The sequence below is a fragment of the Chitinophagaceae bacterium genome (genome assembly GCA_016713085.1).
Lineage (GTDB): Bacteria > Bacteroidota > Bacteroidia > Chitinophagales > Chitinophagaceae > Lacibacter.
On the sequence record JADJPV010000001.1, the window covers coordinates 2,221,303 to 2,247,343 of the forward strand.

The 26,041-nt window shown below is 39.5% G+C and carries 23 protein-coding genes and 1 pseudogene; 13 read left to right on the forward strand and 11 right to left on the reverse strand.

Annotation, left to right across the window (positions count from 1 at the left end):
- Positions 1-9: 9 nt before the first annotated feature.
- From IPK31_10715 to IPK31_10735, 5 genes are all read right to left on the reverse strand, one after another.
- Positions 10-1,194 (reverse strand): glycosyltransferase family 2 protein, encoded by a 1,185-nt coding sequence (locus IPK31_10715; protein ID MBK8088370.1) that lies wholly within the window; start codon positions 1,192-1,194, stop codon positions 10-12.
- Positions 1,195-1,329: 135 nt separating this feature from the next.
- On the reverse strand, positions 1,330-3,366 hold the full coding sequence (locus tag IPK31_10720; GenBank protein ID MBK8088371.1) for a hypothetical protein: 2,037 nt from the start codon (positions 3,364-3,366) through the stop codon (positions 1,330-1,332).
- Positions 3,363-3,725 carry a hypothetical protein gene (locus tag IPK31_10725; GenBank protein MBK8088372.1) on the reverse strand — a complete coding sequence of 121 codons (363 nt, stop codon included), beginning with the start codon at positions 3,723-3,725 and terminating at the stop codon, positions 3,363-3,365. Before IPK31_10725 ends, IPK31_10720 begins: the two co-directional genes overlap by 4 nt.
- Positions 3,691-4,383, reverse strand: a complete 693-nt coding sequence (locus IPK31_10730) for a hypothetical protein (protein ID MBK8088373.1) — start codon at positions 4,381-4,383, stop codon at positions 3,691-3,693. Before IPK31_10730 ends, IPK31_10725 begins: the two co-directional genes overlap by 35 nt.
- 14 nt (positions 4,384-4,397) lie before the next feature.
- Positions 4,398-4,598 carry a hypothetical protein gene (locus IPK31_10735; GenBank protein ID MBK8088374.1) on the reverse strand — a complete coding sequence of 67 codons (201 nt, stop codon included), beginning with the start codon at positions 4,596-4,598 and terminating at the stop codon, positions 4,398-4,400.
- Between the two features lie 190 nt (positions 4,599-4,788).
- Between IPK31_10735 and IPK31_10740 the strand changes: the two genes are divergently transcribed.
- The gene (locus IPK31_10740) at positions 4,789-6,195 is read left to right on the forward strand and encodes an alkaline phosphatase family protein (protein ID MBK8088375.1); all 1,407 of its coding nucleotides are present in this window, start codon (positions 4,789-4,791) and stop codon (positions 6,193-6,195) included.
- 1 nt (position 6,196) lies between these two features.
- Entirely contained in the window at positions 6,197-6,676 is a 480-nt protein-coding gene (locus IPK31_10745; protein ID MBK8088376.1) for a YcxB family protein, read from the forward strand.
- A gap of 2 nt (positions 6,677-6,678) precedes the next feature.
- Here IPK31_10745 and IPK31_10750 read toward each other — a convergent pair whose 3' ends face one another.
- From IPK31_10750 to IPK31_10770, 5 genes are read right to left on the reverse strand one after another with little or no spacing between them, the layout of a single operon-like run.
- A complete protein-coding gene (locus IPK31_10750; protein MBK8088377.1) occupies positions 6,679-7,368 on the reverse strand; it encodes a hypothetical protein in 690 nt (229 codons plus the stop codon).
- A complete protein-coding gene (locus tag IPK31_10755) occupies positions 7,344-7,619 on the reverse strand; it encodes a hypothetical protein (GenBank protein ID MBK8088378.1) in 276 nt (91 codons plus the stop codon). The genes IPK31_10750 and IPK31_10755 overlap by 25 nt, the downstream gene beginning before the upstream one ends.
- A 7-nt stretch (positions 7,620-7,626) precedes the next feature.
- Entirely contained in the window at positions 7,627-9,390 is a 1,764-nt protein-coding gene (locus IPK31_10760; GenBank protein MBK8088379.1) for a hypothetical protein, read from the reverse strand.
- Between the two features lie 24 nt (positions 9,391-9,414).
- Positions 9,415-10,068, reverse strand: a complete 654-nt coding sequence (locus IPK31_10765) for a hypothetical protein (GenBank protein ID MBK8088380.1) — start codon at positions 10,066-10,068, stop codon at positions 9,415-9,417.
- Positions 10,011-10,505 carry a hypothetical protein gene (locus IPK31_10770; GenBank protein ID MBK8088381.1) on the reverse strand — a complete coding sequence of 165 codons (495 nt, stop codon included), beginning with the start codon at positions 10,503-10,505 and terminating at the stop codon, positions 10,011-10,013. The genes IPK31_10765 and IPK31_10770 overlap by 58 nt, the downstream gene beginning before the upstream one ends.
- Before the next feature lie 234 nt (positions 10,506-10,739).
- On the opposite strand from IPK31_10770, the gene IPK31_10775 reads away from it, so the two are divergent.
- The 11 genes and pseudogenes from IPK31_10775 (at position 10,740) to IPK31_10825 (ending at position 24,730) form a co-directional block, all read left to right on the forward strand.
- The gene (locus IPK31_10775; protein MBK8088382.1) at positions 10,740-15,206 is read left to right on the forward strand and encodes a hypothetical protein; all 4,467 of its coding nucleotides are present in this window, start codon (positions 10,740-10,742) and stop codon (positions 15,204-15,206) included.
- 215 nt (positions 15,207-15,421) lie between these two features.
- Complete coding sequence (locus IPK31_10780) at positions 15,422-16,936, forward strand: T9SS type A sorting domain-containing protein (GenBank protein ID MBK8088383.1); 1,515 nt, start codon at positions 15,422-15,424, stop codon at positions 16,934-16,936.
- 121 nt (positions 16,937-17,057) lie between these two features.
- Positions 17,058-19,310: pseudogene (locus IPK31_10785) on the forward strand (TonB-dependent receptor).
- 28 nt (positions 19,311-19,338) lie between these two features.
- Entirely contained in the window at positions 19,339-19,638 is a 300-nt protein-coding gene (locus tag IPK31_10790; protein ID MBK8088384.1) for a 2TM domain-containing protein, read from the forward strand.
- 28 nt (positions 19,639-19,666) lie between these two features.
- A complete protein-coding gene (locus IPK31_10795; GenBank protein MBK8088385.1) occupies positions 19,667-20,215 on the forward strand; it encodes a hypothetical protein in 549 nt (182 codons plus the stop codon).
- A 229-nt stretch (positions 20,216-20,444) separates the two neighbouring features.
- On the forward strand, positions 20,445-21,020 hold the full coding sequence (locus IPK31_10800; protein MBK8088386.1) for a hypothetical protein: 576 nt from the start codon (positions 20,445-20,447) through the stop codon (positions 21,018-21,020).
- 66 nt (positions 21,021-21,086) lie between these two features.
- Complete coding sequence (locus IPK31_10805) at positions 21,087-21,692, forward strand: hypothetical protein (protein ID MBK8088387.1); 606 nt, start codon at positions 21,087-21,089, stop codon at positions 21,690-21,692.
- Entirely contained in the window at positions 21,685-21,969 is a 285-nt protein-coding gene (locus tag IPK31_10810) for a transcriptional regulator (GenBank protein MBK8088388.1), read from the forward strand. The genes IPK31_10805 and IPK31_10810 overlap by 8 nt, the downstream gene beginning before the upstream one ends.
- A 270-nt stretch (positions 21,970-22,239) precedes the next feature.
- The gene (locus tag IPK31_10815) at positions 22,240-23,175 is read left to right on the forward strand and encodes an ABC transporter ATP-binding protein (protein ID MBK8088389.1); all 936 of its coding nucleotides are present in this window, start codon (positions 22,240-22,242) and stop codon (positions 23,173-23,175) included.
- A complete protein-coding gene (locus IPK31_10820; GenBank protein MBK8088390.1) occupies positions 23,153-24,028 on the forward strand; it encodes an ABC transporter permease subunit in 876 nt (291 codons plus the stop codon). The genes IPK31_10815 and IPK31_10820 overlap by 23 nt, the downstream gene beginning before the upstream one ends.
- A gap of 114 nt (positions 24,029-24,142) precedes the next feature.
- Positions 24,143-24,730: a hypothetical protein gene (locus tag IPK31_10825; protein ID MBK8088391.1), complete on the forward strand. Its 588-nt coding sequence runs from the start codon at positions 24,143-24,145 to the stop codon at positions 24,728-24,730.
- Positions 24,731-24,743: 13 nt separating this feature from the next.
- Here the strand turns inward: IPK31_10825 and pdxA are convergent, their stop codons facing one another.
- On the reverse strand, positions 24,744-25,862 hold the full coding sequence (gene pdxA, locus IPK31_10830) for a 4-hydroxythreonine-4-phosphate dehydrogenase PdxA (GenBank protein ID MBK8088392.1): 1,119 nt from the start codon (positions 25,860-25,862) through the stop codon (positions 24,744-24,746).
- Between the last annotated feature and the right edge of the window lie 179 nt (positions 25,863-26,041).

Sequence of the window (26,041 nt, forward strand, 5' to 3'; positions counted from 1 at the left end):
TAGGCGAAGTCAGTTATGCAATGATTTTCGCTGTGCTTTTTCCCATGCAGCTTGTTGGTTCCCGGATAAGAACCGGAACAACCCTGCAATAACAGCATAGTTCATCACACAGAAATAATAAGGAATGAAAATCAGTTTGAATGGTATCTTTTTGTTTTCAAGCAGATATCCGGCAAAAGCTACTGCATAGAATAATAATTGTAAGATCAGTAAGCCCTGATAGAAATTGGGTCCATCCACTGCAAGTAAAATATTTAATATAAGCAATGCCGGTAACAGGAAAGGTGCCACTGCCCAGCGTAAAATCCGATGGGAGAAATATTGAAAATAAAGCAATGGAGTTCTTGTCAGCTTAAGTACACCTGTCAGCCTTACCATTGCCTGCCAGCTTCCAGCACCAATACGGATCTTACGTTTTAATTCTTCGCTTATATTTGAAGATGCAGTTTCAGATGCATATGCCTGCGGTTCATACGCAATGATATTTCCCTTTGCTGCAATCAGCATTGATTGCATAAAATCGTCCAGCAATGTATCATCCGGCAATTCAGTATAAAGTGAAGTCCTGAAAGCAACCAGCTCACCCGCAGCACCAATAGCACTGTTTAATTCTGCCTCCATTTTTTTTAAGAAAGATTCATACTTCCAGTAAATCTCTTCGCCTGATGAACTTGCACTGTCAGCATCTGCAGAGATAATTCTTTTCTCACCGGCAACACAGCCCACCCGTTCATCGGCAAAATGCTTTACAATATTCTTCAATGCATCCCGGTTGAGAATTGTATTCGCATCAGTAAAAATCACAAAAGGAGTTTTTACAAATTTCATTGCCCTGTTTTCGGCAGTGGTTTTACCGGCCCGTTTATTTTCATGCAGCCATTCAATATTTGGATACTGTTTCATGATCTCTCCGGAATGATCATTTGATCCGTCTGTAATAAGAACAATGGTTAACAAATCAGCCGGGTAGTCTAACTGTTGTGAATTACTTATTTTAGCCGGAATAATCTCAGCTTCATTATAACAGGGTATAATCAGTGTTAACGGGGGTTGAAACAATGTGTTTACTGCTTCTCCTTTTTTCATAAACATTTTTTTAATGGCTACCAAAATAGCCAAGAGCATCCCATATCCAAGGAACGTATAAAAAACAACTGCAAAAGAAAGCCAGAAAAAAAAATCGGTGTACTTCATTCATCACTTTTATTGTGTGAATATTATACTTTTTCGAGTAAACGGACAAGTTTTTTATAAGAACCCGGATGATTTTTCAAATAAGGACAATTCCCTGCTTCCCGATGGGGTACTTCCTGATAAATGTAACGCAGGTTATTTTGTTTTTATGTAATCTTTCAAATACACGCAGCTGTTGAAGGCTTCTTTATAAAAATTTGTTTTGCTGTAGTCCTTTACAAATGCTGAATAGTATTTGTTCTTCCTGATATCCTTTACATATTGTTCTGATGCTTTTTCATACAGGTCATAATTACTGAATGCTTCATAACCCGGAACAACCAGTTGTTTCTGCGAACATTTCGCTGCCATCCACATACAGCGGGCTTTGAAGTTTTCATCCTTTGATAGTTCTTTTGCTTTCAGGTAAAATTGTTCGGCTTTAAACACACCAAAGTATTCTCTTTGCCAGCTGCCTTCTTTGTATGTATTATCTAATCCATCATTACTGCTCCACCCATATTCCTGCAGCATCCAGCTGTTGCCCCAATAACTTGACTGGTATAAACCATTTGCCATTTGATAATAAGCTTTTGCTTTTTGCAGATCTGTTCCTGTTGTTGTTTGCTGCAGAAGCTGTTTCATTTTTTGTGCAAAGCGGAGCTTGGTATAAACAACAGTATCCTGCTTTGTTGGTGCATGTGTATCGTATATCAAATCTGCAAAAGGATTTGCTGCGAGATAAGTTGCATAGGTTTCTGTTTTATAATAGGCGGATGGTATCTGTTTCAACCATCGATCTGCATTATCCCAGTCACTTTCACGGATATATGCTGTGCCTGCAATATCAGCCACATCATCTTTTGAAAATGAATTATTCTTAACAAGATAGTTGTCCCATTTATTCAGTGATTTTGACAGCATAAAGGCATGCAGCTTTTCCAAAGCTTTGCTGTGCATCTTTGTACGTAAGAAAGTAATCGCCGAATTGTAATAATTGCCCAGCATTTTTTCAGCTATGCCAATACTGAGTACCTCTTTGTGAATGTCATTTTGTGCATGATATTTCAGTGCAATGATTTCTGTGAAGAAATTGCGGTAAAACTTTTTCCATTCTTCGTCTTTATTTGCTTTTCCTTCAAGCCATTGAATGGATGGAAGCAGCTGTTCTTCAAAAGCTGCATCAATCGTTTGTTTCTCATTAATAGTTACAAGCAGATTCGTCAGCATCCATTGATCTTTAACAACTGGGCTGAGGTTTAATTTTTCTGCTGACGATAATAACTCTTTTGCCTTTTTTAAATCCTTTGCCATGTAGGCAGTGTATGCTGCTGCTACTTCAAACAATCCACGGTTGGGAATTTTATTGTCTTGAGCGATACTGTGACAAAATTGGATCAGATCTTTTACTTCCTGCTCACTTTCATTATACACGCTGTCATAATTTGGATTAGCAGCATCACCCATTAAAGACCAGGAGTACATAATCTTATTGCCTTTCAGTTTTTGAATAGAAGGATGCAGATATTTTTCCTCCAGTTTATTTACTTCACGTATGGTGAGTAATTCAAGTAATGGTGACGAAGGATCCAGTTGATAAATTTCTTTTAACTCCGTCAGGTTATTGTCAACACTGCTCATGGCATAAATAGCTGTAACATTTGCTTTCTCTTTGTTATTCTTACACAGGGGTAATACATTTTCTTTTTTTGTGCCGCCCAGTTCTTCATCTCTTGTATTGAAAATAAAGCTGATATAGTTACTTCTGCGTTTTAATCCTTTACCTGCAAACAGTTGACTGAAGTTGTAGGCAGCTTCTTCCCGTTTCCCCAAATGTTTTAATGCACCGGCTTTTAATCCAACTGCCAGATCCTGAAAAACACTTGCAGTAGAATTAGGTTTGATGTAAGTGTCATAGTAACTAATGCAGTCTTTATATTGTTCACTGTAATGTGCAAGTCTGGTTACCTGGTAACCATAACGGAGTTTTATAAAATCTTTTTTTGCAGCTGTCCATAGTTGAATTCCGCTTTTTGTAAGCCGTTTCATTTTTTCTGCATCACGGTTTACATCGGCCCACATGTCTTCATCACCAACAACAAAGGGCTCAACCTGTTTGGCATACATAAGATAACCCAATGCTTCGAGGTCTTTGTTCTGAATAAACCATTGTGTAAAACTGTTTCTTTTCACTGAATCGGGCAGTGTGAGTGATTGATTTTTTCGATATAATTGTAGAGTGTGCTTAATTGTTTGTAATTGTACTTGAGTACAAATTGCTGAACATCCTTTTTTGTTGCTTTTCCTGTTGTATATCCAACCCATTCTTCGCTGGTAATTTCTTTTGTACTCACCGGTTCCAGTTCATCGTACAGAAAACGATAACCTGTGTAATAAAACGGACGAAAACTTTCATCGCCATTAAGTCTTTGTGAAAAGAAGGAAGTATAATAATCATAAGGATCATCGCCTCCTCCGCAGCCGATAATATTATACGGGAAGCAGATTAAACCAAGACTAATCAAAGCAGTGAAACAGTGTTTCCAGTTCATGTTGCGGGTGTTTATTTAAAATTAATTCATCTAAATGGTAAAATAAAACAACAGGAGTTTTGTTTTTTGAAGAAAGTTTTCCTGCAACATAATTTGCTGTCTGTAACAATTCATTCTTTGTGCTTTCTTCCAGCCGGAGCTGATCATTCTTTTGAAAAGGAATATTTTTCAGCACAGTATCTTTTGAAAAAGTAAACAGGTTGTCTTTCCATTGTCCGGCTGCAGCAGTCAGTTCATCCTTTGAAATATTACTGACGATACCTTTGTAGGTATTGTTGCTGAAGTACACAGTCCAGCTGAAGAGGGGTAATGCGATATCAAGCGGTAATGGATAGCTATTTAATCCATTTAAGTACTTTTTTAATTCTTCCGTATCAAGTATCGAATTTTTGGTTGCAGGGTTTTTGAGGTTACCCATATTATAGCACATCAATAAACCTTTATCAATTTCGGGAATACCGGACTTACTTCTGTATTTCACCTGATGCAGGCGGATGGTAGCAGAAAGTAAAGCACTGTCAGCAAAAGAAAGATGGTCTGCACGAATTAACCGCTTCACTTCCTTCACCAATAAAAAATAATTATTTTTTGTTGAAACTGTCCAGTCGCAATCGAGTTGAAATTCAGCAGCCGGAGGAAGTTGTTGCTTTTGTATCATATCACCGGCAAGTCTTACAATTTTTGTGCAAGGGCAATACTTGCGGCAGAATCAATTTTCAGCAAACTTTCATTGGTGATAAACACAACAGGGATGAATTGAATTCTCTGTTGAAGTAATTGCTGAACAGTAACTGTATCGAAGTCAAGTTTGGCAACCGGCTGTACCGATTGGAGTTCATCATTCCAGGCAACATCAAAAAATTTAATATACAATCTCCCGATTTTTAAATTCGTTAATGCTGCTTTTTCTTTTTGAGAAACAGCCAACCTGCTTTTCCAGTAATAAAAACCACGGCTAACCTGCCGGGGTGTTATTGACTCCCTGCAGGACAAAAAGAAAAACAGAACTGACGTTACAGGAATCCATAAAAGGTAGCCTGTCCTACACCAAACTTTATTTACTTTGCACCGATCAACAATCATTCCTCCAACTTTATATACACGAATGTATGAGAAGCTTTTATCGTTTGGTATACCTGCCTGTACTGATTTTTTTACAAACGTCTTACAGGCACAATTAGTAAGCGGACCAATGCTTGGTCCAGTTGAATTAAGAACAGCAAAACTCTGGGTGGAAGTGAAGCCCGGCAGCAGTGCAGATTTATGGTACTGGAAAAAAGGAGAGATTGCAAAAGCCAAACGACTGACGAAAAAAACAAGTCCTGATGCCTGGTTTGCCCCGCTTTTATTTGATGTTGTGGCACTTGAAATGAATACGGCCTACGAGTATCAATTTATCATTAACAATACATTGAATAAAAAACCTGTAAAAGCAGATGGATCATTTAGCACAAAGGATTTGTGGCAGTGGCGCAAACCGGCTCCTGATTTCTCTTTCTTAACAGGTTCCTGTGCTTATATCAATGAACCACCTGTAGATCGTCCGGGTAAACCATATGGCGGCGATTCATCCATTTTTGAAAGTATGGCGAAAGAAAAAGCGGCGTTTATGTTATGGCTCGGCGATAACTGGTACACCCGTGATGTTGATTATTTTGATGAATGGGGATTATGGAACCGTGCCAGCCATGACCGTTCCATTCCAGTGCTTCAAAAATTTCTAAAGACTACTTCTCATTTTGCTATTTGGGACGATCATGATTTTGGGCCGAATGATATGGGCAAGAATTATATTCTTAAAAATACGTCAAGAGAGGTTTTTAAAAACTACTGGTTAAATACAACCTATGGTTTTAACGGACAGGGCATTTATTCCATGATGAGTTACAGTGATGTGGATGTGTTTATGATGGACGACCGCTGGTGGCGCAGTGCAGATAACATGGCTGATTCAGTTAACGGCAAACCAAACCCCGACAAAAAAATGTGGGGCAAGGAACAAATGGGATGGCTCAAAAACTCTTTGCTGTACAGTAAAGCTTCATTTAAAATCATTGCTACAGGAAGCCAGGTACTGAATCCTGTTTCGCCTTTCGATAAGCTGGCCAACTGTCCTGTGGAGTACAATGAGTTGATGGATTTCCTGTATGCAAATAAAATAAATGGTGTTTTATTTTTATCAGGCGACAGGCATCATACAGAAGTAATTAAGGTTAATCGTGAAGGAACGTATCCTTTGTATGATATTACTGTGTCGCCATTAACTGCAGGTACACATACGTTTGGCGGTGCTGAAAAAAATAATCCTTACCGTGTTGTGGGAATTGACGAAAAACAGAACTATGGCAAGTTTAATTTCAGTGGTGCCAGAGGTCAGCGGAAACTCAGCATTGAATTTTTTGGTGTAAAAGGAGAGAAGCTGGGCGAATGGACGGTTAGTGAAAATGATTTAAAATCTTCAAAGAAGTAAAATGAACATTTCCTTCAGGTACGATCGTAAAAAAGTAATCCAGGCATTACGGTATCACTTTATTTCAAAAAAGGAAATACGCATTTTAATTATACTGGTAAATGTGTTTGCTCTTTTTGCTGCGGCAATGTTTTTCTGGAAAAAAGTTACACCCATTGCATTTTTACTCAGCTCCTTTCTCTGGATTTGTTTGATGGCCTCTTTCTGGTTTATACTTCCGTTTACAGTTTACAGCCGGGCTAAAACATTCCGTGACGCATTTAACCTTACTTTTTTAGATACATACATGCATATTGAAAGTGCAAACGGAACCAAGCACTGGAAGTACAAAGACTTTTCTTATTTTATAGAAACTCCCAACTTCTTTCACCTGTATGTGGATGAACGTTCTTTCTTTCTTATTCCGAAAGATGCGTTTACAGAAGATGATGATCTTCATGCAGCAAGGATTTTGCTGAAGGAAAAGATTGGAATGAAGTAAGTTTATTCTTCAGCACCCATTACAGGACTCTTATTTAGTTTCTCCCATTTCTGCGAAGTGATATTGTATTGAAAGCTGTATATGGTTTCCTGTTTTTCGGATGGAGCAATGAGATTGTAATTGAACTCAACACCAAATACAACAAGGTTGCCGCTTTTATCAAAACGCAGTTTTCTTGCTTTGTCATCACCCCTTGGCCCAAAGCCTGTAAGGTTCAGTTGAAAAACAGGTTTAGATTTAAATTGACCATCTTCATCTATGTTCACAGAGAAAATATTACTTCTTCTTGCTTCGCCAAAAAAAAGAGATTTCTTTTCATTAAAGTAAACAAGCTCAAGTCCCATCGCATCAATATTGTCAATTTGATCAATTATTTTGGCTTTGTCTGTTACATGGATACTGTAAATGCGGCCCACTTCACCTGTTCTGGTACTGCCGCTTACTGTTGATGCAAACAGGATTCCAGTTTCACAATCGTAAGCTAAACCAAGAATGCCATAAGGGTTTTCGGGTGATGGTTCTTTGGCACGTGGCAATTCAATGAATACGTTCATTTCACCACTTACAGGATCTACCTTATAAATTGTATTCTGCTGCTCGGGTTTATTTTCAAAAACATTTACAATCGGGATTGGTGCAACAAACACACTGCCATCTTCTGTAATAACTATTGGGCCAAGACCGCCTGCCATTTTCCAGCTTGGATGCTGGTATATTCTTTTTGCATTTGTGAATTAAGGGGAAATTCAACCAGTGCCAGACCTTTTGTTTTTCTTTCTGATGTGCTGAATGCGGTTCTTCTTTTGTCAAACCCGGTTGACTGAATAAAAGCAGCCATCTTCTTGCATTCACTAATATACTGAACACCTGTAATGCTTTCTTCATTCTGTTTGCAGGAAAGAAACAGTAAAGGAAACAGTAAATAGAAAAGATATTTTTGCATGATTTTTTTATTTTACCGGAATAAACATGGGGCCGGAAAAACAGGGATAAGATATTGTACTGTAAACTCCGTTTTTAACATAACTGTCGGCCCAGCAGTATTCGTTTCCTTTTGTATCATCATTTCTTACTACAGGTACATACCACATAACTAAGGATCTTCCGCTTAATGATTCAGGAGTCGGTTCAATAAATTTTTCCGGGCCCTGTCTGTAATCTGCATTGCAGCATGGGCCAATGGTTACGAGATCGGTTTCTCCTTCGTCTGTTCCGGGTTTATTAATTGTAATGTAAGTATAAGCTCTGTCGCCTCTGCCGCCATCTTTAAACTGTCCACGACCGGGTTCAACATAATAGTTCAATCCATTTTGCCCGGAAATTTTAAACAGGTATCCTTCTTTAGTGTAAGAAGTATTTGCCTGTTGAAGTTGCCATTTTTCTGTTGCCCAGCTGTTCCAGCCGGTTCCATTCCATTCATCAAATGTTTGTGAACCACCTGCAAATGCAATACGGATTACCGGACGGTAGGTTCCATCGTTGCCGCAACCTCTTCCAATGTTGGCAACAGCAACACGAAAACTGCCGTCATCAAAAAATTCATAGCGCTGTTGATATTTATAATTACATGGCTGTGGCCATCTTTCACTGGAAAAATTCTGTACAAGTACAAATCCAATTTTCTTTCCATCTTCAATCAGGTCGCTGATTTCAGGAGGCTCTACAGCAATAACTGCTGCTGTACTGAAATACGGGCAACCAATGGCATCGCTGTAACCAAATCCTTCTGTATCACTGTAGCTCACATGCCAGTCAACAAGTTTGGCACTGCTTACTATTGGTTTGCTTTTATACTGAACATTTGATATACGCAAACCATCACTGCTGGTAATCATATAATTCATCTTCCATCCATTTCGTTCAAGGTTGAGTTCGTTTTTGCAAAAACATTCTGTGATTGTTTCGTTTTCAATTTTACGGAGAGTTACTGAAGATTCGGGTCCGGCACTGCCAACATTTGTCCAGCGTAAACCCGCAACTTTTAATTCAGTTAAATCAACAATTGTCCATAATGCTTTTACGCCTTTTACAAAAGTGGGCGCCACACAAAGATGCAGGCTGCGTTCGCAACGGCTCCGGTTAAGTGAAGTTTTAGTGGCAGACATGACCGCATCTTTTTCTCCCGGTTTAAAGCCAAGCACTTTTTGTACTTCTGTATTGGCTGCGGCAATATGAATGGCAATTGTTTTTAAATGCTGTGGAATTTCCGGTTGAGTGTTGGGCACATGTGTTACCTGTAATACCTGTTTGCTGTTTACATTCACCAATCCAACAGTTGTAAGGTTTAATGCAAAATTGTATAACTCTACTTTATAACAACTTCCATCCGTACAAAATCCTCTTGTTGTTTTATTAAAATCGCTTTCTCTTGCTTTATAAATATTGAATATTTCATTGCGAAATGCATTTTTTGAAATACTGTCTCTCAGGTATTTTATAAAATCTGCATTGGAAAGACAGATTGTTTCTGCATCTTTCATCATTTGGTCGGCACTATCCTGGAATAATAAAACAGGCACTGGCTGCTGCAGGGTTGTTTTTACTTTTTCAAGATAAGCAGATATTTCAGGCAAGGTAATGCTTGCAGTATCGTTCAGTAAATAAGCGGTCTTTGCATCATCATTTTCTGCGGTTTTTTCTGCAGTATTATTTTCATTACAGGAAAAGCAGGCTGTTAGTAAAACCAGGAGAAGCGAAAAATTCAGTTTTTTCATAAAAAAGAAATGAAGTGCTGCAAATTACTTATTTGCATTTGTTTTGAGAGGATTCAGAAAAGAAGGATTGCTGAGAACAGATGAATCAGTTAAGCAGTACAGGAAATTAACCAGGTCAATTTGTTCTGAAGGTGTAATACTGTAACCGGTTATCAGTTTGCTTTTGTATTCATTTAAACGTCCATCTCCCTTCCAAATGCCCTTCTCAATATGTCTTCCTCCTTTTTCAAAAACAAGTAATGCATCTTCCAGAGTTTCGGCACTTCCATCATGAAAATAAGGGGCCGTAAATAAAAGATTACGGAGGGTTGGTGTTCTGAATTTTCCTTTGTCCGTTTCTTTTTTTGACACAGTAAATAATCCATTATCGTCATTTGCATAATTATTACCTGCAATATTATACAACCCAATATTATAGTACTGCTGATCAACAGGCATAGATGAATCAGCACCAAAAAAAGGCGGAACATGACAGCTTCTGCAGTTCAGTTTCGTTGAATTAAAAAGCTGTTCGCCTCTTAAAGCAGATGCACTGATGGCAGAACGGTTTCCTTTTTTGTAGAGGTCATATGGTGCGTTCATACTTTGCAGGGAGGCAACATAAACAGCAATGGCGGTTTTTATATTCTTCCAGGTAACGGGATCATTATCATCGGGAAATGATTGAGTAAACAACATTTCGTATTGCTTATTTTTTTCAGTTTCTCCAGAACAAGCGGATCATATTTCTGCAGACCCATTTCAATAACACTGTGACTGAACAAAGGGCGTTCCATTTGCTGTTCAAGTGAAGTAACAGAAGTATCGGCCCAGTTAAAAAATTTGTTTGCTGATACATTAATGAGGCCTTGCGTATTTCTTGTACTCATGTCGGCAAAAGCACCAAGTGTTCTTTTATAACGATCTGTAAAAGCAAACTGAGGGTTATGACAGGAAGCACAGGACTTACTGTTGTTAGCAGACAGAACAGGATCGAAGAAAAGAAGCTTGCCGGTTTCCGAAATCGTTTGCGGAGAATTATTTTTCTCATTGCATCCTCCAGTGAGCAAAGCAGAAAAGCAGAAAGATGCAACGACTAATAAAGAGAAAGCAGAACGGATTTTTTTTTGAAACATGTTTGTGAATGCAACTTTTGAAATAAAGATTTCGTCAGATGCAAAATAAAAGAAACTAATTATAAAAAAATAAGTGGTTACACTTAAACATAAATAATATTTTAGTAATATTGCCGGCGTTAAACAAATAGACTCCAATAAATCCAATGTTGTGTTTAGCCAATCCAGCATAAGCCAAATGGTTGATGCGCCACCTTACCATCTTCATTGATTTATAAAACATCAAACCAATTCATGAAAAGAGTTTTACAGCTTTTTACTGCTACTTTATTGTGTGTTACCTTTTTTGCATTATCTGCCAGTGCACAAACAACCGGGACAATGTTTCGTGATTTTAACGGAAACGGAACCCGTCAGAATACTGCAGGTACTTTTGTTGAGCCCTTAGTGCAGGGTATTATTGTGAATGCCTATAACAGCAGCGATGTTCTGATAGCATCTTACACAAGCTCAGCTGCAGGTACTTTCAGTATTCCGCTAACCGGAAGTACTTATAGCGGAACGCCGGGTTCTAATACAGGTTCAATCGCAAATGGAGTTGCAGTTCGACTTGAGTATATCATTACTGCAACCTGTGGACTAAATCCAAATGTTGATTACAGTTCCAATAGCGGTAATGTATACGGAACTGCTGTTCGCTTTGTAAACGGAGGCAGCACCGGTAATAATTATGCAATCAATGACCCTTCTCATTATGTAAAAACGGTGAACCCTTACTTTTTTGCAATCCGCCAGGTATATGGTGATCCATTGGCAGGTTCAGGTACTGCTACCACAAGACCGGCCATTGAGGGCACACCTTACAACGCAAGCCTTTCGGCACCAGGTACAACAACACCGGCACAGCGAACTCTTGCTGCAAGTTATATTGGCAGCTGTTATGGCTTGGCTTACAGTAAGCAATCAGGTAAACTGTTTACAGCAGCATATCTGAAACGTCATGTGGGTTTGGGAATTTTAGGAAGCGGTGGTATTTATATGGTGGACTCTTCGCTCTCTACAGCATCAGTAACTAACTTTTATAACCTGGATGCAAATGCTGCTCCCACCCGTTCAAACGCAGCAGCTGGTGCGCCAGCTTACGGAAACACTACATCTTATACAATACCTGTAACTGCACCAACAGGTATTTCAATCAATTATCTCGGAGCTGTCGATCCTGTTTCCGGCCTTCCTCTTGGATTAGGTGTTGTAGGTACAAACGTGCAGCGTGGCCTTACCGGAAGTGCTGCTGCAACAAATGCTGATCCTGCTGCATACGGACAAGTGGGTACTGTGGGTCTTGGTGATCTTGAAATTTCTGAAGATGGAAATAATTTATTTGTTGTGAATTTATACGACAGAAAAATTCACAAGCTTACTTTAAACAATGCAAAAAATCCAACATCAGTTACTACAACAGCCTCTTTTTCTTTACCGGCACCTCCGTTACGCAGTTCGCTTGGTGGAGGATATGCTGTAACATATGCAGGGGATAACACGCAGTTTTATGATGGTACAAAAGGACGGTTGCGTCCATTTGCGTTGAAATATTATCGTGGTAAACTCTATGTAGGTGCTGTTACAACAGGAGAAGGCGTTGGTGCAGTATCAACTACAGATAATAATGCAGGAAATCCTGAGTATACTGATTTATGGGCTTATATATTTGAATTTGATCCGGCAACCAATACATGGACTTCAGCTCCTGTACTTCAATTTCCGCTGAATTTTAACAGAGGTCTTGATGGTGATGGATACAATGAGACATTTGCACTTTGGAAGAATACCAGTATGACAACCGGATTTACATGGACAGGAGCTAATAACATCCGTATGTTTTATGCGCAGGCGATGCTTACAGATATTGAATTTGATCCCAATGACGGTTCAATGATTCTTGGTTTGAGAGACAGAATTGGTGATCAGATAGGACATTTTCAAAACAAATTGAATAATGCAGCAGGTGAAGTTGGAACAGCTCTGGGTGAAATTCTAAGAGCATACAGAACGTCTTCCTGTTCATTTGAACTGGAAACAAATGGTAAAGAAGGAGCCAGCAGTCCAAATGCAGCAACAACAGGTGCAGGAAACGGACAGGGCCCCGGTGGCGGTGAGTTTTATTACCAGGATAATGTATATGATGCTTCCGATGGAAATCCCAATGCAACTTTCCATAACAACACAACAGAGGGGTCGCTTGCTTTATTGCCGGGAACTGGAAATGTAATGGTTACCAGTATGGATCCTGCTGATGTATGGCAACAGGGGGTAGATTGGTTTTCAAATACGAACGGTACTAACACAAGAAATCATGCAATGGAAGTGGCGAATGCAGCAAATAATTCTACCGGCTATTCAGGAAAGGGTTCAGGCATGGGTGATATTGAGTTGATTTGTTATTCTGTAATTGAAATAGGTAACAGGATATGGAATGATGCAAATGGAAATGGTATTCAGGATGCAGGTGAAGCAGGACTAAGCGGAGTTGCACTTGAACTTTTTCTGGATGCAAATAATGATGGCGTACCTGATGCAGCTGCTATTGGGTCGGTAACAACAGATGCCAACGGGAATTTCTTCTTCACTAGTTTAGCAGGTACTGATGCAACAGGTATTGATTATGCTGTGAGTATTGAAACGAATCAAAATTATATTATCCGTGTAGCTGCCTCCGACTGGACGGGGGGAGCAGGAACGGGTGATCTTCTGAATTATCGTTTAACCGCCACGGATATAACGGGTAATGGGGCCGTTGATTTCAGTGATAATGATGCATCAATGACAGGAGGAGGTTCCACGCTTCCGCAAATACGTTTTACAACAGGCTCATCAGGACAAAGTAATCACAACCTTGATTTTGGATTTACACAACTAGGCGGAATAGGTGATAAAGTTTGGTTAGATAACGGAACAGGCGGTGGAACTGCCAACGATGGTTTACAGAATGGTGGAGAGGTTGGCGTTGCAGGCATAACAGTTGAGTTGTTTTTAAACGGAATAAGAACTGCATCAACTGTAACAGATACATACGGAAATTATTTCTTTAATAATCTTGCAACAGGTGGCGGTAATGTATATACAGTTCGTGTAACACCTCCTGCCAATTACAGTTTCAGTTCACAAACAAATGCATCTGCTGATTTAGGTAATGATGCAACGGGAAGTGATATTAATCCGTTAACAGGTATATCATATAATGTTACGTTAACAGCAGGTGAAGTGGAACGTGATATTGATGCTGCATTAATTTTTAATACAGTTACAGCTCTACCATCTATCGGTGATAAGGTTTGGTTTGATAATGGCCAGGGTGGCGGTACTGCCAATGATGGAATACAAAATGGTACTGAACCTGGTGTTGCAGGAATAACAGTTACTCTTTATCGTGATATCAATACGGATGGAGATGTGGCTGATCCCACAGAAATTATTGCAACTACTGTTACGGATGCAAATGGTAACTATCTCTTTACAAACCTGCTGGCTGCTGCCAATTACCAGGTAGGCTTCAGCTTACCACCAACATTTATCTTCTCTGCAAAAGATGCAGGAGGAAATGATAATACTGACAGTGATGTAAATACAGGTGGTGCCAATTTTGGAAAAACTGATTTCTTTACACTTGCTGCAAGCGATATTCTTACAATAGATGCAGCCATCAATAATTCATCTGCAGCAACAACTGCAAGTATTGGCGACAGAGTGTGGAATGATCTTGACCATGATGGCATACAGGATGCTGATGAACCCGGAATACAGGGAGCAACAGTTGGATTGTATCAAAGCAATGTACTGATAACAACAACTGTTACTGATGCATTTGGCAACTTCCAGTTTACCAATCTTGCTCCAGGCTCCGGTTATGAAGTAAGAGTTACATCACCTGCAGGTTATACAATTACAACGCAGGATGTAAGTGGTAATACACAGAATGATGTGGACAGTGATATTAATGGAACAGGATCAAGCGGTCAGTTTAATTTAGTGGCCGGTCAGCGTAAAGATGTTGATGCAGGTTTGTATAATAGTACAGCTGGATTGAACAGCATCGGCAATTTTGTATGGAATGATCTGGATGGTGATGGTGTACAGGATGCAGGAGAACCAGGTGTTGCAGGTGTGAGTGTTATTATTCGCACATCAACTGGGGCACAGGTTGACAATCCTTCACGTGCAGGAACACAGGATTATGTTGTAACTACTGATAAAAATGGTGCTTACCGTTTTGCTGATTTAGCAAATGGAAACTATGTTCTGATATTCAGTAACCTGCCAAATGGGTACACTTTTACTACAGCGACAGGTGCAGGTGATAATGCAAATAATACAAACAGTGATGTAACTGCTGCAAGCGGAACAACTGCCATATATAATTTAACGGGCGGTGAATATGATGCTACAATTGATGCAGGTCTTGTGAGAGGTATTTCTACCGGTGGCCCAAGCCTTGGCAGCAAAGTTTGGTATGATCTCAATGCAAATGGTATTCAGGATGCTGGTGAACTCGGAGTTTCAGGTGTAACGGTTACGCTCAACAGTCCGGGTATTGATGGTATTGTTGGCAATGGTGATGATGTAACAGGCATTGCTGCATTAACAACCAACTCCTTAGGTGAATATTTATTTACAAGTGGAAATGTACCGGGAGGATTGAATTCTCAACAGCAAACCAGGGGACGAATGATAATGCTGACAGTGATGCAGGAGCAACAGGGGTAACGGGGCTTTATATTCTTGGCTTTACTGAAGAAAATCTTACTGTTGATGCAGGTATCAATAATCCGTCTGCTACTTTAGGAAGCATTAGTAATCTTGTTTATAACGATGCTGATGGCGATGGTGTACAGGATGCAGGTGAACCTGGTGTTCCGGGTGTAACGGTACGTATATACAATGATGGTGTTGATGGTATTGCAGGAAATGCAGATGATGTGTTGATTGCAGTAACAACAACTGATATCAATGGTAATTACCTGTTTGATGGATTAGCTGCCGATAATTATACACTCTACTTCAGTAACTATCCTTCAGGATATGTTGCAACAAATAAAGACCTCGGCGGTAATGATGCATTGGATAGTGATCCGAATGGAACAGGTAAAACAGATGCAGTTACACTTGCAGCAGGACAGGATAAAACAGATGTTGATTTTGGAATCCGCAGTACAACCACTGCAGTACTTGGAAATTCTGTATGGTTTGATAATGATAATGATGGTGTACAGGATGCAGGCGAACCTGGTATTCCGGGGGTAACGGTTATTCTTTACAATCAGGGTACAGGGTTACCGGTTGCAAGTATGATTACTGAAGCAAATGGTGCGTACCTCTTTATGAATATTATACCGGGCACTTATTTTGTTGAGTTCAGTAATATTCCAAGCGGTACAACATTTACCCAGCAGAATACAGCAGGCGATAATGGAGATAATACAAACAGTGATGCAAACCCTGCTGATGGCAGAACAGGCAATATTGTATTAACTGCTGGTGAAGTTGATTTAACGATTGATGCAGGTGTACGCAGACAAACAACAGCATCAGTTGGTAACAACGTTTGGTACGATACAAATGGTAATGGTGTTAAAGATGCAGGTGAATCTCCTGTTGGCGGTATCACTGTTTCATTAGTGAGCGGTGGCGTTACAATCGCAACAGCTGTAACAGGTGATGACGGTACTTACCTGTTTGCAAATGTTACACCGGGAACTTATACCATGCAGTTTGGCAATCTGCCTTCCGGAGCTGCTTACACAACTCAAAACAGTGGTGGAGCAGGTAATGATAATAACAGTAACCCAAATGGTGCAGGGTTAACGCTGACGTTTACAGTTGCAGCCGGTGGTTCAGACATTTCAATTGATGCAGGTTTAATTGGAACTCCATTGCCGGCTGAAGGATTAATTCTTGCCGCAGCATTGAGTGGCAGCCAGGTTTCATTAAACTGGAAAACAATCAGTGAAAACAATACGGATCGTTTCGCAATTGAACGCAGTACAAATGGCATAAGCTTTATAAAAATTGGTGCAGATATTTCTGCTGCAGGCAGCAGTGCATTTGAAAAGCAATACAATCAAAAAGATGATATTACAGCAGTGCAGCATAACGGAACATTGTATTACCGTGTAAAACTGTACGATCAAAACGGCAGTTATAAATACAGTAATGTAACAGCAGTAATAGTAAAAACCACGGGCATTAAAGTTTGGCCAAATCCATTTACTGAACTTTTGCAGGTAAACATAACAGCACAAAATGCAGGAAAAGTTGAATTGCGGATCAGCGATGCAGCGGGACGAGTTGTACTCACACAACAGCAAAAAGTATCAGCAGGAGTAAACCAGTTGATTCTGCCGGGTCTTTCACGGTTAACCAAAGGAACCTATATTGTTGAAGTAATTAACCTGAAAGATAACAGCAGAACTGCATATAAACTCACAAAGGAATAAACCAACACTAACTGTCAATACAGCCGCTCAGAAATGAGCGGCTTTTTTTGTAAAAAAATCTTTCTAAAACATTTGGTTTATAAAATAAACTACTCTATGTTTGTGATCTATTTACGAAAACATGAAACAGATAACCTTACTCATCATCAGCCTTATCAGCCTTGTTTCCAGCTGGTCACAAACTACCATCACCGGCACAGTTACCGATGGGAAAAAAACAAGCTGTTGCCGGTGCTTCTTTAGCCATTAAAGGATCTTACGACGGAGCAACTGCCGATTCATCGGGCCGTTTCCGTTTTAAAGCATTTGATAAAGGAACACAGATTCTTGTTGTAAGTGCAGTAGGATACAAAACACTTGAATTAACCTTGGAACTCAAAGGTGGTGAAATGCAACTGCCGGTTCAGTTAAAACAGGAAATCACTGAAATGAGTGCGGTAGTAATTACAGCCGGTGCTTTTGAAGCCAGCGATCGTAACAGGGTGGCAGCAGTTTTAACTTCTATTGATATTGTTACAACTGCCAGTGGTAATGGCGATGTAACAGGGGCATTGAAAACCTTACCGGGTGCACAACAGGTAGGAGAGAGTGAAGGTCTTTTTGTAAGAGGAGGTACAGCTTCCGAAACAAAAACATTTATTGATGGAACATTGGTAAATAATTTTTTCTACACAAGTACACCGGGCATTGCATCAAGAGGAAGATTTTCTCCGTTTATTTTTAAAGGAACCGTTTTCAGCACTGGCGGTTACAGTGCTTTATATGGACAAGCCTTATCATCAGCTTTAATTCTTGAGTCAATTGATTTGCCCGAACAATCTTCTGCCAACTTGAATGTATCCATATTGAGCCTGGGTGCTGGATTTCAGAAACTGGAAAAAAATAAAAAATCATCATGGGGTGTGAATTATAATTATTCCAATTTAACTCCTGCCTTTGCCATCATCAAACAGGAACAGGAATATGCAACAGCACCAACAGCTCATAATATGGATGCAAACTTCCGTATCAAAACATCGAAGAATGGAATGTTGAAATACTATGGATATTATACAACCAACAACGTGGCATTTACACAAAACAGTCTCGACTCTCTCGGATATAAGGACAAGTTCTCTTTAACAAACGGAAACATGTACCACAATCTGTCATGGAAAGAGAGTTTAAAGAATAAATGGAAGTTTATAGCCGGTGTATCTGTATCAACCAATAACGATGATATTAGTTTTGATATGCAGGATGATCAGAAAAATGATGTCTTGTTAAATGGATTACAGTTCAAAACATTTGATATTGAAAGCAAAGGTTTTTATGGCAATGCCAAACTGGTGCTGGAAAAGAAGTTCAGGGATTGAATGCCCTGCGTTTTGGAACAGAGTATAATCACAGTGATGATAAAAGCACATTCACTGCTTATAATGGCGCTAAGTTCAACAGTCGTATTATTGAAAATGTATATGCCCTGTTTGCTGAGCAGGATATTTATCTCACCAATAACCTGGCAGCGAAATTTGGTGCAAGAGCAGAATACACTGCATTGCTCGATAAGGCAAATATTGCTCCACGAATTTCATTGGCATATAAACTTGGAAAACAAAGCCAGGCATCATTGGCGTACGGTATTTTTTATCAGAACCCTGAATTGAAATACCAGCCGTCAGTAAATCCGTTACTGTTTATGAAAGCTGAGCATTATATTGCCCAGTACCAGAAAACAACCAGCCTCACAACGTTTCGTTTGGAAGCATTCTACAAGAAGTATCAGAATCTCATTAAAACAACAAACATAAATGGCCGTGAAGTTGCCAGCAGTAACAAGGGTTACGGCGATGCCAATGGGTTTGAATTATTCTGGAGAGATAAGAAGAATGTAAAGAATGTGGATTACTGGATCTCTTACTCTTATCTCAATACAAAAAGGGATTTCCTGAACTTCCCAACTGCTATCACACCCAATTTCGCAGCCAATCATACCGCATCACTGGTAATGAAGATGTTTGTTACCAAGTTGAAAACAAACATCAACTTTTCTTATAACTATGCAAGCGGAAGGCCTTATTATAATATTCAGTATGATCCCAATACAAGCAAAACATTTTTTGCAGACAAAGGAAGAATACCCGATTATCACAACGTAAGTTTTGCATTAAACTATCTGCCCAGCATCGGTAAGAAAAATGCAAAAGCCTTTGCGGTGTATGTGCTCAGTGTAAGTAATATTTTCAATATTAAACAGGTGTACGGTTACAGTTATTCAACCAACGGTATGCGGAAACAGGAGTTAGTACCGCCATCGAGAATGTTTGTGTTCATTGGAGCATTCATCAGTTTTGGTGTAGACAGAACAGATGATGCCATCAACAATAATTTATAAATCAACTCATCAACCAAACAATTTTATTATGAGCAACTTTCAACGCATCCCTGAAGCAAACGAACAAAAAGACAAACAACTTTGGGAGATCGCTCAGAAAAGAGCGTCTTTTAAAACCCATCTTATTACGTATGTGTTAGTAAATACATTTCTCTGGATTATCTGGGCAATCACAGGTGGTCGGTCTTATGGAAGTGGGGTGCCGTGGCCAGTTTGGTCAACACTTGGATGGGGTATTGGAATTGTATCGCATTACTTTGGTGCTTATGTTTATCCCAAAAGCAACAGTGTTGAACGTGAATATGAAAAACTGAAAAACAAACAATAATCATTCTTTAATTCTTAAAACAAATAACATGAAACGTATACTTATCGCTGTTTTTTTCGCTGCTCTTTTTACCAACGCCTTTGCACAAAGTGAACGCTATGCAGGCGCCATGCAAAAAAACCTGGAAACATTTTCTGCAGCAAAATCACCGGCTGAAATGCATGATTTAAGCAATGCCTTTGAACGTATTGCCGATGCAGAAAAAACCCAATGGCTTCCTTATTACTATGCAGCCATGACGGAAGTGCTCAACGGATTTATGGCTACAGATAAATCAGGAGCCGATGTAATTGCCGACCGTGCTGAATTGCTGATTAATAAAGCAGATGCACTGGAACCAAAGAATTCAGAAATTTCCTGCATTAAATCAATGATTGCTTCATTGCGTATGATGGTGGACCCGATGCAGAGATGGCAGCAGTATGGAGCATTATCATCACAGTTATTGGAAGAAGCAAAAGAAACAGGATCCAACCAATCCACGTCCGTTTGCATTGCAGGCACAAAACCTTTTATACACCTGCACAATTCGGCGGAGGATGCACAACTGCAAAACCAGTGGCAGAGGAAGGTGTAAAACTGATGAATACGTTCCAGGCAAAATCACCATTGCATCCAAACTGGGGAAAGACACAGTTTGATATGGTGTTAGGACAGTGTAAGTAAGATAACTGAAACAAATACACGAAACCCGGCATTTAATCTGCCGGGTTTTAAAAATTACGGCATCTAAAAGTGTACAGTCTGTGAATAACCTTTCAGCATAACAAAACGAACTTCAGTATCATTCATACAAATTTGCAACTATGGATCAGGAACAATTTTCATCACCACAAGACAGCCTTCAGTTAATTGAAAGCATGATCAATAAAGCGCAAAACCGTTTCAATGAAAATGGCCATTTGTATTTATTGTGGGGTTGGGTAATTTTTGTCTGCAGTATCAGTCATTTTATTGTGGATTACTGGAACCTGTTCAGCAACCCGCAAATGGTATGGTTTCTTACATGGGGTGCATTAATTTATCAGACGATTTATATTGCCAGGAGAAAAAAGAAAGAACGTGTAAGAACATACACCGATGATATTGTTGGGTGGGTATGGGTTGTATTTGTTATACTGATGGCACTGGTTGGTTTTATTGCAGGGAAAGGAAATACATGGCAACTGATGTATCCGTTGTTCCTGGTATTATATGGTGTGCCCACATTCTTAACTGGTGTTATAATAAAGTTTCAACCTTTACAGGTTGGCGCAATCAGGTTGCTGGATACTGGCAGTTGCTTCAACCTTTGTGCCTGTTCAATTCCAGGTATTGTTCCTCACATTAGCTGTTTTATCGGCCTGGATTATTCCCGGATACCTGCTTCGTTCACGGTTTAAAAATCAAAACTGATATGGAAGAAAAAACAATTATCAGAAAGAGAAAGCCTGCTCATCATTCAGCAAATGATCAGCCGTGCAAAAAATGAATTTGTTGATACAGGAGTTGGTCCTATTCTCTGGGGAGCTGTGATTACCGTTTGCAGTTTGGTGCAGTTCCTGCAGATTCAGTTTGATTACAGACTTCCGGTTGATATCTGGCTGCTGGCATTACTGGCCATTGTGCCGCAGATCTATATTTCAATTAAAGAAGGACGTGAACGTAAAGTAAAAGGCTGGGATCAGGATGTAATGAGTTATGTATGGCTTTGCTTTGGTGTAGGAATTTTCCTCGTGAACTTCGTTAACAATGTGGCTGCACATCAGCTCAATCCAATCTTAAGTGAATACAGTAAGTTATCAGGGAAAACCGATGTGCCCAACTTCTGGACCTATGGTACAAGTTATTTACTGTTTGTGTATGGTTATCCAACGATTGTTACAGGTGCAACAAGGAAATTTAAGCTGATGACCTTTGGCGGAATCTTTTGCTGGGTGAGTGCCATCATCACTGCCTTTACTGTAGCGAAAATTGATTTCTTATTCATGGCTTTGTCTGCAACACTGGCATGGCTTGTTCCCGGAATTATATTAAGACGAAAGTATTTATTACAGAAGGAAAAGAATGTTTAAAGAATTAGATCCCATATTACATTCACAGCTCAGGTTGGCCGTTATGAGTTTACTTATTGGAGTAAAGGAAGCGGAGTTTACCTATATCAAAGAAAAAACCGGATCTACTGCCGGTAATCTCAGTGTGCAGATCACCAAACTCAAAGAAGCAGGTTATGTAGAAGTAACAAAACAGTTTAAGGAAAATTATCCTCTTACTATCTGTAAAATCACTGCGCATGGTATCACTGCTTTTGAAGCGTATGTGAAAGCTTTGCAAAGCTATCTGCCCAAATAAAGCCTTATCTCCGACGCTTTGGTCGGAGTCAGATATTTATCGTCTGACCTCCAACTCCTTCTCCAAAAGAGAAGGAACGGTACTCCACCGCTTCACTAAACTTTTTTCTGCAACATCATAGAAGGAATTTATATCATCACATATCATGCACTAAATATTGTTTAAACTTTTGTAAAAGTTAGGGCTGTGGGTTGATGGTCCCGCTTTCGGCGGGATCGGATGGGGGCTAAACCTTATCTTTACTGTGTTGTTATCAGAGCACCCAAGGTTATGGAATCAATTATCAAGGTTACCCATCTCTCAAAAGTTTTCAAGGAAATTACAGCAGTAAATGATCTGTCATTTACTGTAAAGAAAGGTGATGTATATGGCTTTCTCGGACAGAACGGAGCAGGAAAGTCTACCACCATTCGTATGCTGCTTACGCTCATTGAACCAACTGCTGGCGATATTGAAATCTTTGGATATAATCTCAAACAGCACCGCAAAGAAATTCTAAGCAATACAGGCGCAGTGATTGAACGCCCTGATTTATACAAATATCTTACTGCATACGAAACGCTTCATTTGTTTGCGCAGATGAGCGGAGTAAAGATTCCACGACAGCAATTAATGGAACAGCTGGAAATGGTTGGTCTTGCCAACAGGGCTCACAGTAAAGTGCGTACATTTTCACAGGGAATGAAACAGCGTTTGGGGCTTGCCGTTGCATTGGTGCATAACCCGCAACTGATTATGCTTGATGAACCAACCAATGGTTTGGATCCGCAGGGAATTGCTGATATCCGGAATTTAATTTTGATGCTGAGCCAGCAGATGAATAAAACAATTTTGGTTTCATCACATTTGTTAAGCGAAGTGGAACAGATTGCCAATCGCATGCTCATCATTGATAAAGGACAAAAATTAGTAGAAGGAACCGTGAATGAATTGTTTAACCCTGATGATACAGTTGTGTTTCTTGAAACTACTGACAATGCTGCCTGTGAAGCCATGCTTGCTGAAAGCAGTTATGCTCCGCAGGTAACAGGAGTTGATGCAGGTGGAATTAAAATTAAACTGAGAAAAGAAGAAGTGCCTGCTTTCACCAAAATGCTCATTGAACAAAATGTTCATGTGCTTGGGGTTACTTCCCGTCATTCACTGGAAGATTATTTTTTAAAGATCACAACTGCCAACCAACATGTGGAGCCTTTTAAAAATTGAATTGTTTAAAGTCTTTCGCCGCCCACGTACCTACATTGCGTTTATAGCAGTATGGGCAATTGTTTCATTAATACAGATTGCTATTTATGTTGATGGCGCCAAATACATCGATTTTGTATTGAAAGATGTAAAAGACAATTTTGATATAATCGGTAATCCGCTCAATGGCTATTTTGTCTGCTTTATTATTTTACAAACATTACTTATCCATGTTCCCTTGCTTGTTGCGTTGGTAAGCGCAGATATGATTGCCGGCGAAGCAAATATGGGAACGCTGCGCTTATTGATTACAAAACCCATCAGCCGCACAAAATTATTACTGAGTAAGTTTTTAGCATCATCTGTATATGCTGTCATCTTATTAATCTGGATTGCCATTCTTGGTCTGTTTCTTTCCATGCTCATATTTGGAACCGATGGGTTGTTGAATGCAAAAAGTTATGAGATTATTATCTTAAACGGCAATGACATTTTCTGGCGCTATATCCTGGCGTTTGCATTTGCTGCCATTGCATTAATAACAGTAGCTGCACTTGGTTTTTTCTTTTCCATTTTTGCAGAAAATTCACTGGGCCCGATTGTTGCAACTATGAGTGTGATCATTGTGTTTACTATTCTTACAACACTTGATATTCCTTTGTTTCAAAGCGTGAAGCATTTGTTCTTTACTTCACACATGATTGGATGGAAAGGGTTTTTTGAAATGAAACTGGATGCAGATGGTGTTTCTATTCCCGGAACCATCCGTAATTTACCGGCAGTGTTGCGGAGTGCAGGTGTTTTACTGCTGCATACGTTTTTGTTTGTGGGGGGAGCTATTTTTATTTTTAACCGGAAAGATGTGTTGAGCTAAAACTTATAGAATGAAACAATTAATCACTTTATTTCTTACTTCATACCTCTTACTTCATACCTCTTACTCTTCAGCGCAAACTGCAGCTGATTTGGTGAAAAAGTAAAAGCCAAGATGGACAGGGTGAACGATTATGTTGCTGCCGGAAAAATGAAAACAGATGTGGTGTTCATTAAAGCTCCTGTTGCCAATATCAAATCTTATTATAAAAAACCAAATCGTTTTAAAATAAAAAGGGATGGAGGAATTTCATTGTTACCAAAGGGTGGTGTAAGCGTAAATGTAAGTTCATTACTGCTTACCGATGATTACACAGCAATTGATGCAGGACAAACTACTCTCAACAAAATACCTGTAAGAATTATTAAACTGCTTCCGTTGAATGATAACAGTGATGTGGTATTAACGACAATGTATATTGATGAAGCCAACCTGCTCATCCGTAAATCAAGCACAACCACAAAAGATAACGGAACCTTTGATATGGAAATGCAGTTCGGAAAATATGCCGAATGGGGACTGCCCGATAAAGTGATCTTCTCCTTTAATACAAAAGACTATAAACTGCCCAAAGGAATTACACTGGAGTATGATGATGGCAGTAAGAAACAGGAACTGCCCAAGAATAAAAAAGGGAAAGTGGAAATCAGCTATAGTTCCTATATCATCAACAAAGGAGTAACTGATGAAATGTTGAAATAAAACGAATGACTAATTACTCCCGGCTACCGGCTGTATTACTCCTTTCCTCTTCCAGTTTTTCATCAACCACTCTTGCAAACATCGAAGCACTGATTTTTTTCATCGGGTTACTTCTTGCTTCTGCATAACCATTTCTGCTGCGGAAAATATCAATGGCGGTAAACATCGATGCCAGTAAAGAACTTTCATCTGCTTTACCTTTTCCTGCAATATCAAAAGCAGTTCCATGATCGGGACTGGTGCGGATACCAGTTAATCCAGCCGTATAATTTACACCTTCACCAATGGCCAGTGATTTAAACGGAATCAAACCCTGATCGTGGTACATAGCCAGTACTGCATCAAATTTTTCAAACTGACCTCTTGCAAAAAATGCATCAGCACTGTAAGGTCCAAAGCAAAGGATGTCATTTTGCTTGGCATCTTTTATAGCGGGCTTAATAATTTCTTCTTCTTCTTTTCCAACCAATCCTTCATCACCTGCATGAGGATTTAAACCAAGCACAGCAATTTTTGGCTTATCAATTCCAAAATCTTTCTTCAGTGACTGGTTGATGATTTTGAGTTTACTGAGAATAGCTTCTCTTGAAAGATGACCTGCCACTTCAGCAACAGGAACATGTTCAGTTACCAGTGCCACACGTAAATTTTCTGCCACCATAAACATCACCACATCATTTGCTTCAAAAGCGGCTTTCAGGTAAGGAGTGTGTCCGGTATAGGGAAAGCTTTCTGAGTATACATTCTTTTTATGAAGCGGAGCTGTTACCAAAACATCAATCTGTTTTTCTTTCAGTGCATATACGGCAGCCGTTAATGATTTAATGGCATACTGTCCGCCGGCATCGGTTAACTGTCCGGGAGTTATGCTGATTTCTTCTTCCCAGCAGGTGTACATATTCACCATTTTTGGATTGAGGCGTTGGAAATCCTTTACAGCCTGGTAGTTGAAATTGCCATCATTAATGGACTTTTTATAGAAATTAATGAGTTTACTTGATCCAAAAACAACAGGAGTGCAGAGCTCCAGCAGGCGGTTGTCACTTAATGCTTTAATGATAATTTCAGGGCCGATACCATTAATATCGCCGCAGCTGAAGCCAATAACCGGTTTTTTTTCAGTATTTGTCATATTGTGTATCTATGCAGCAAATGTAACGGAATGATTTGTAAGGGATGCAGTTGCCCGGTAAAAATACCAGCCCCGGAATTATATGTTTCTACTGGTTTTGAATAGGGAAAAAAAGGGAGCCGATAAGTGTTTATTCATGACCCATTTTTAGGATTTGAAATCAGGGGAGAGTAATTTGC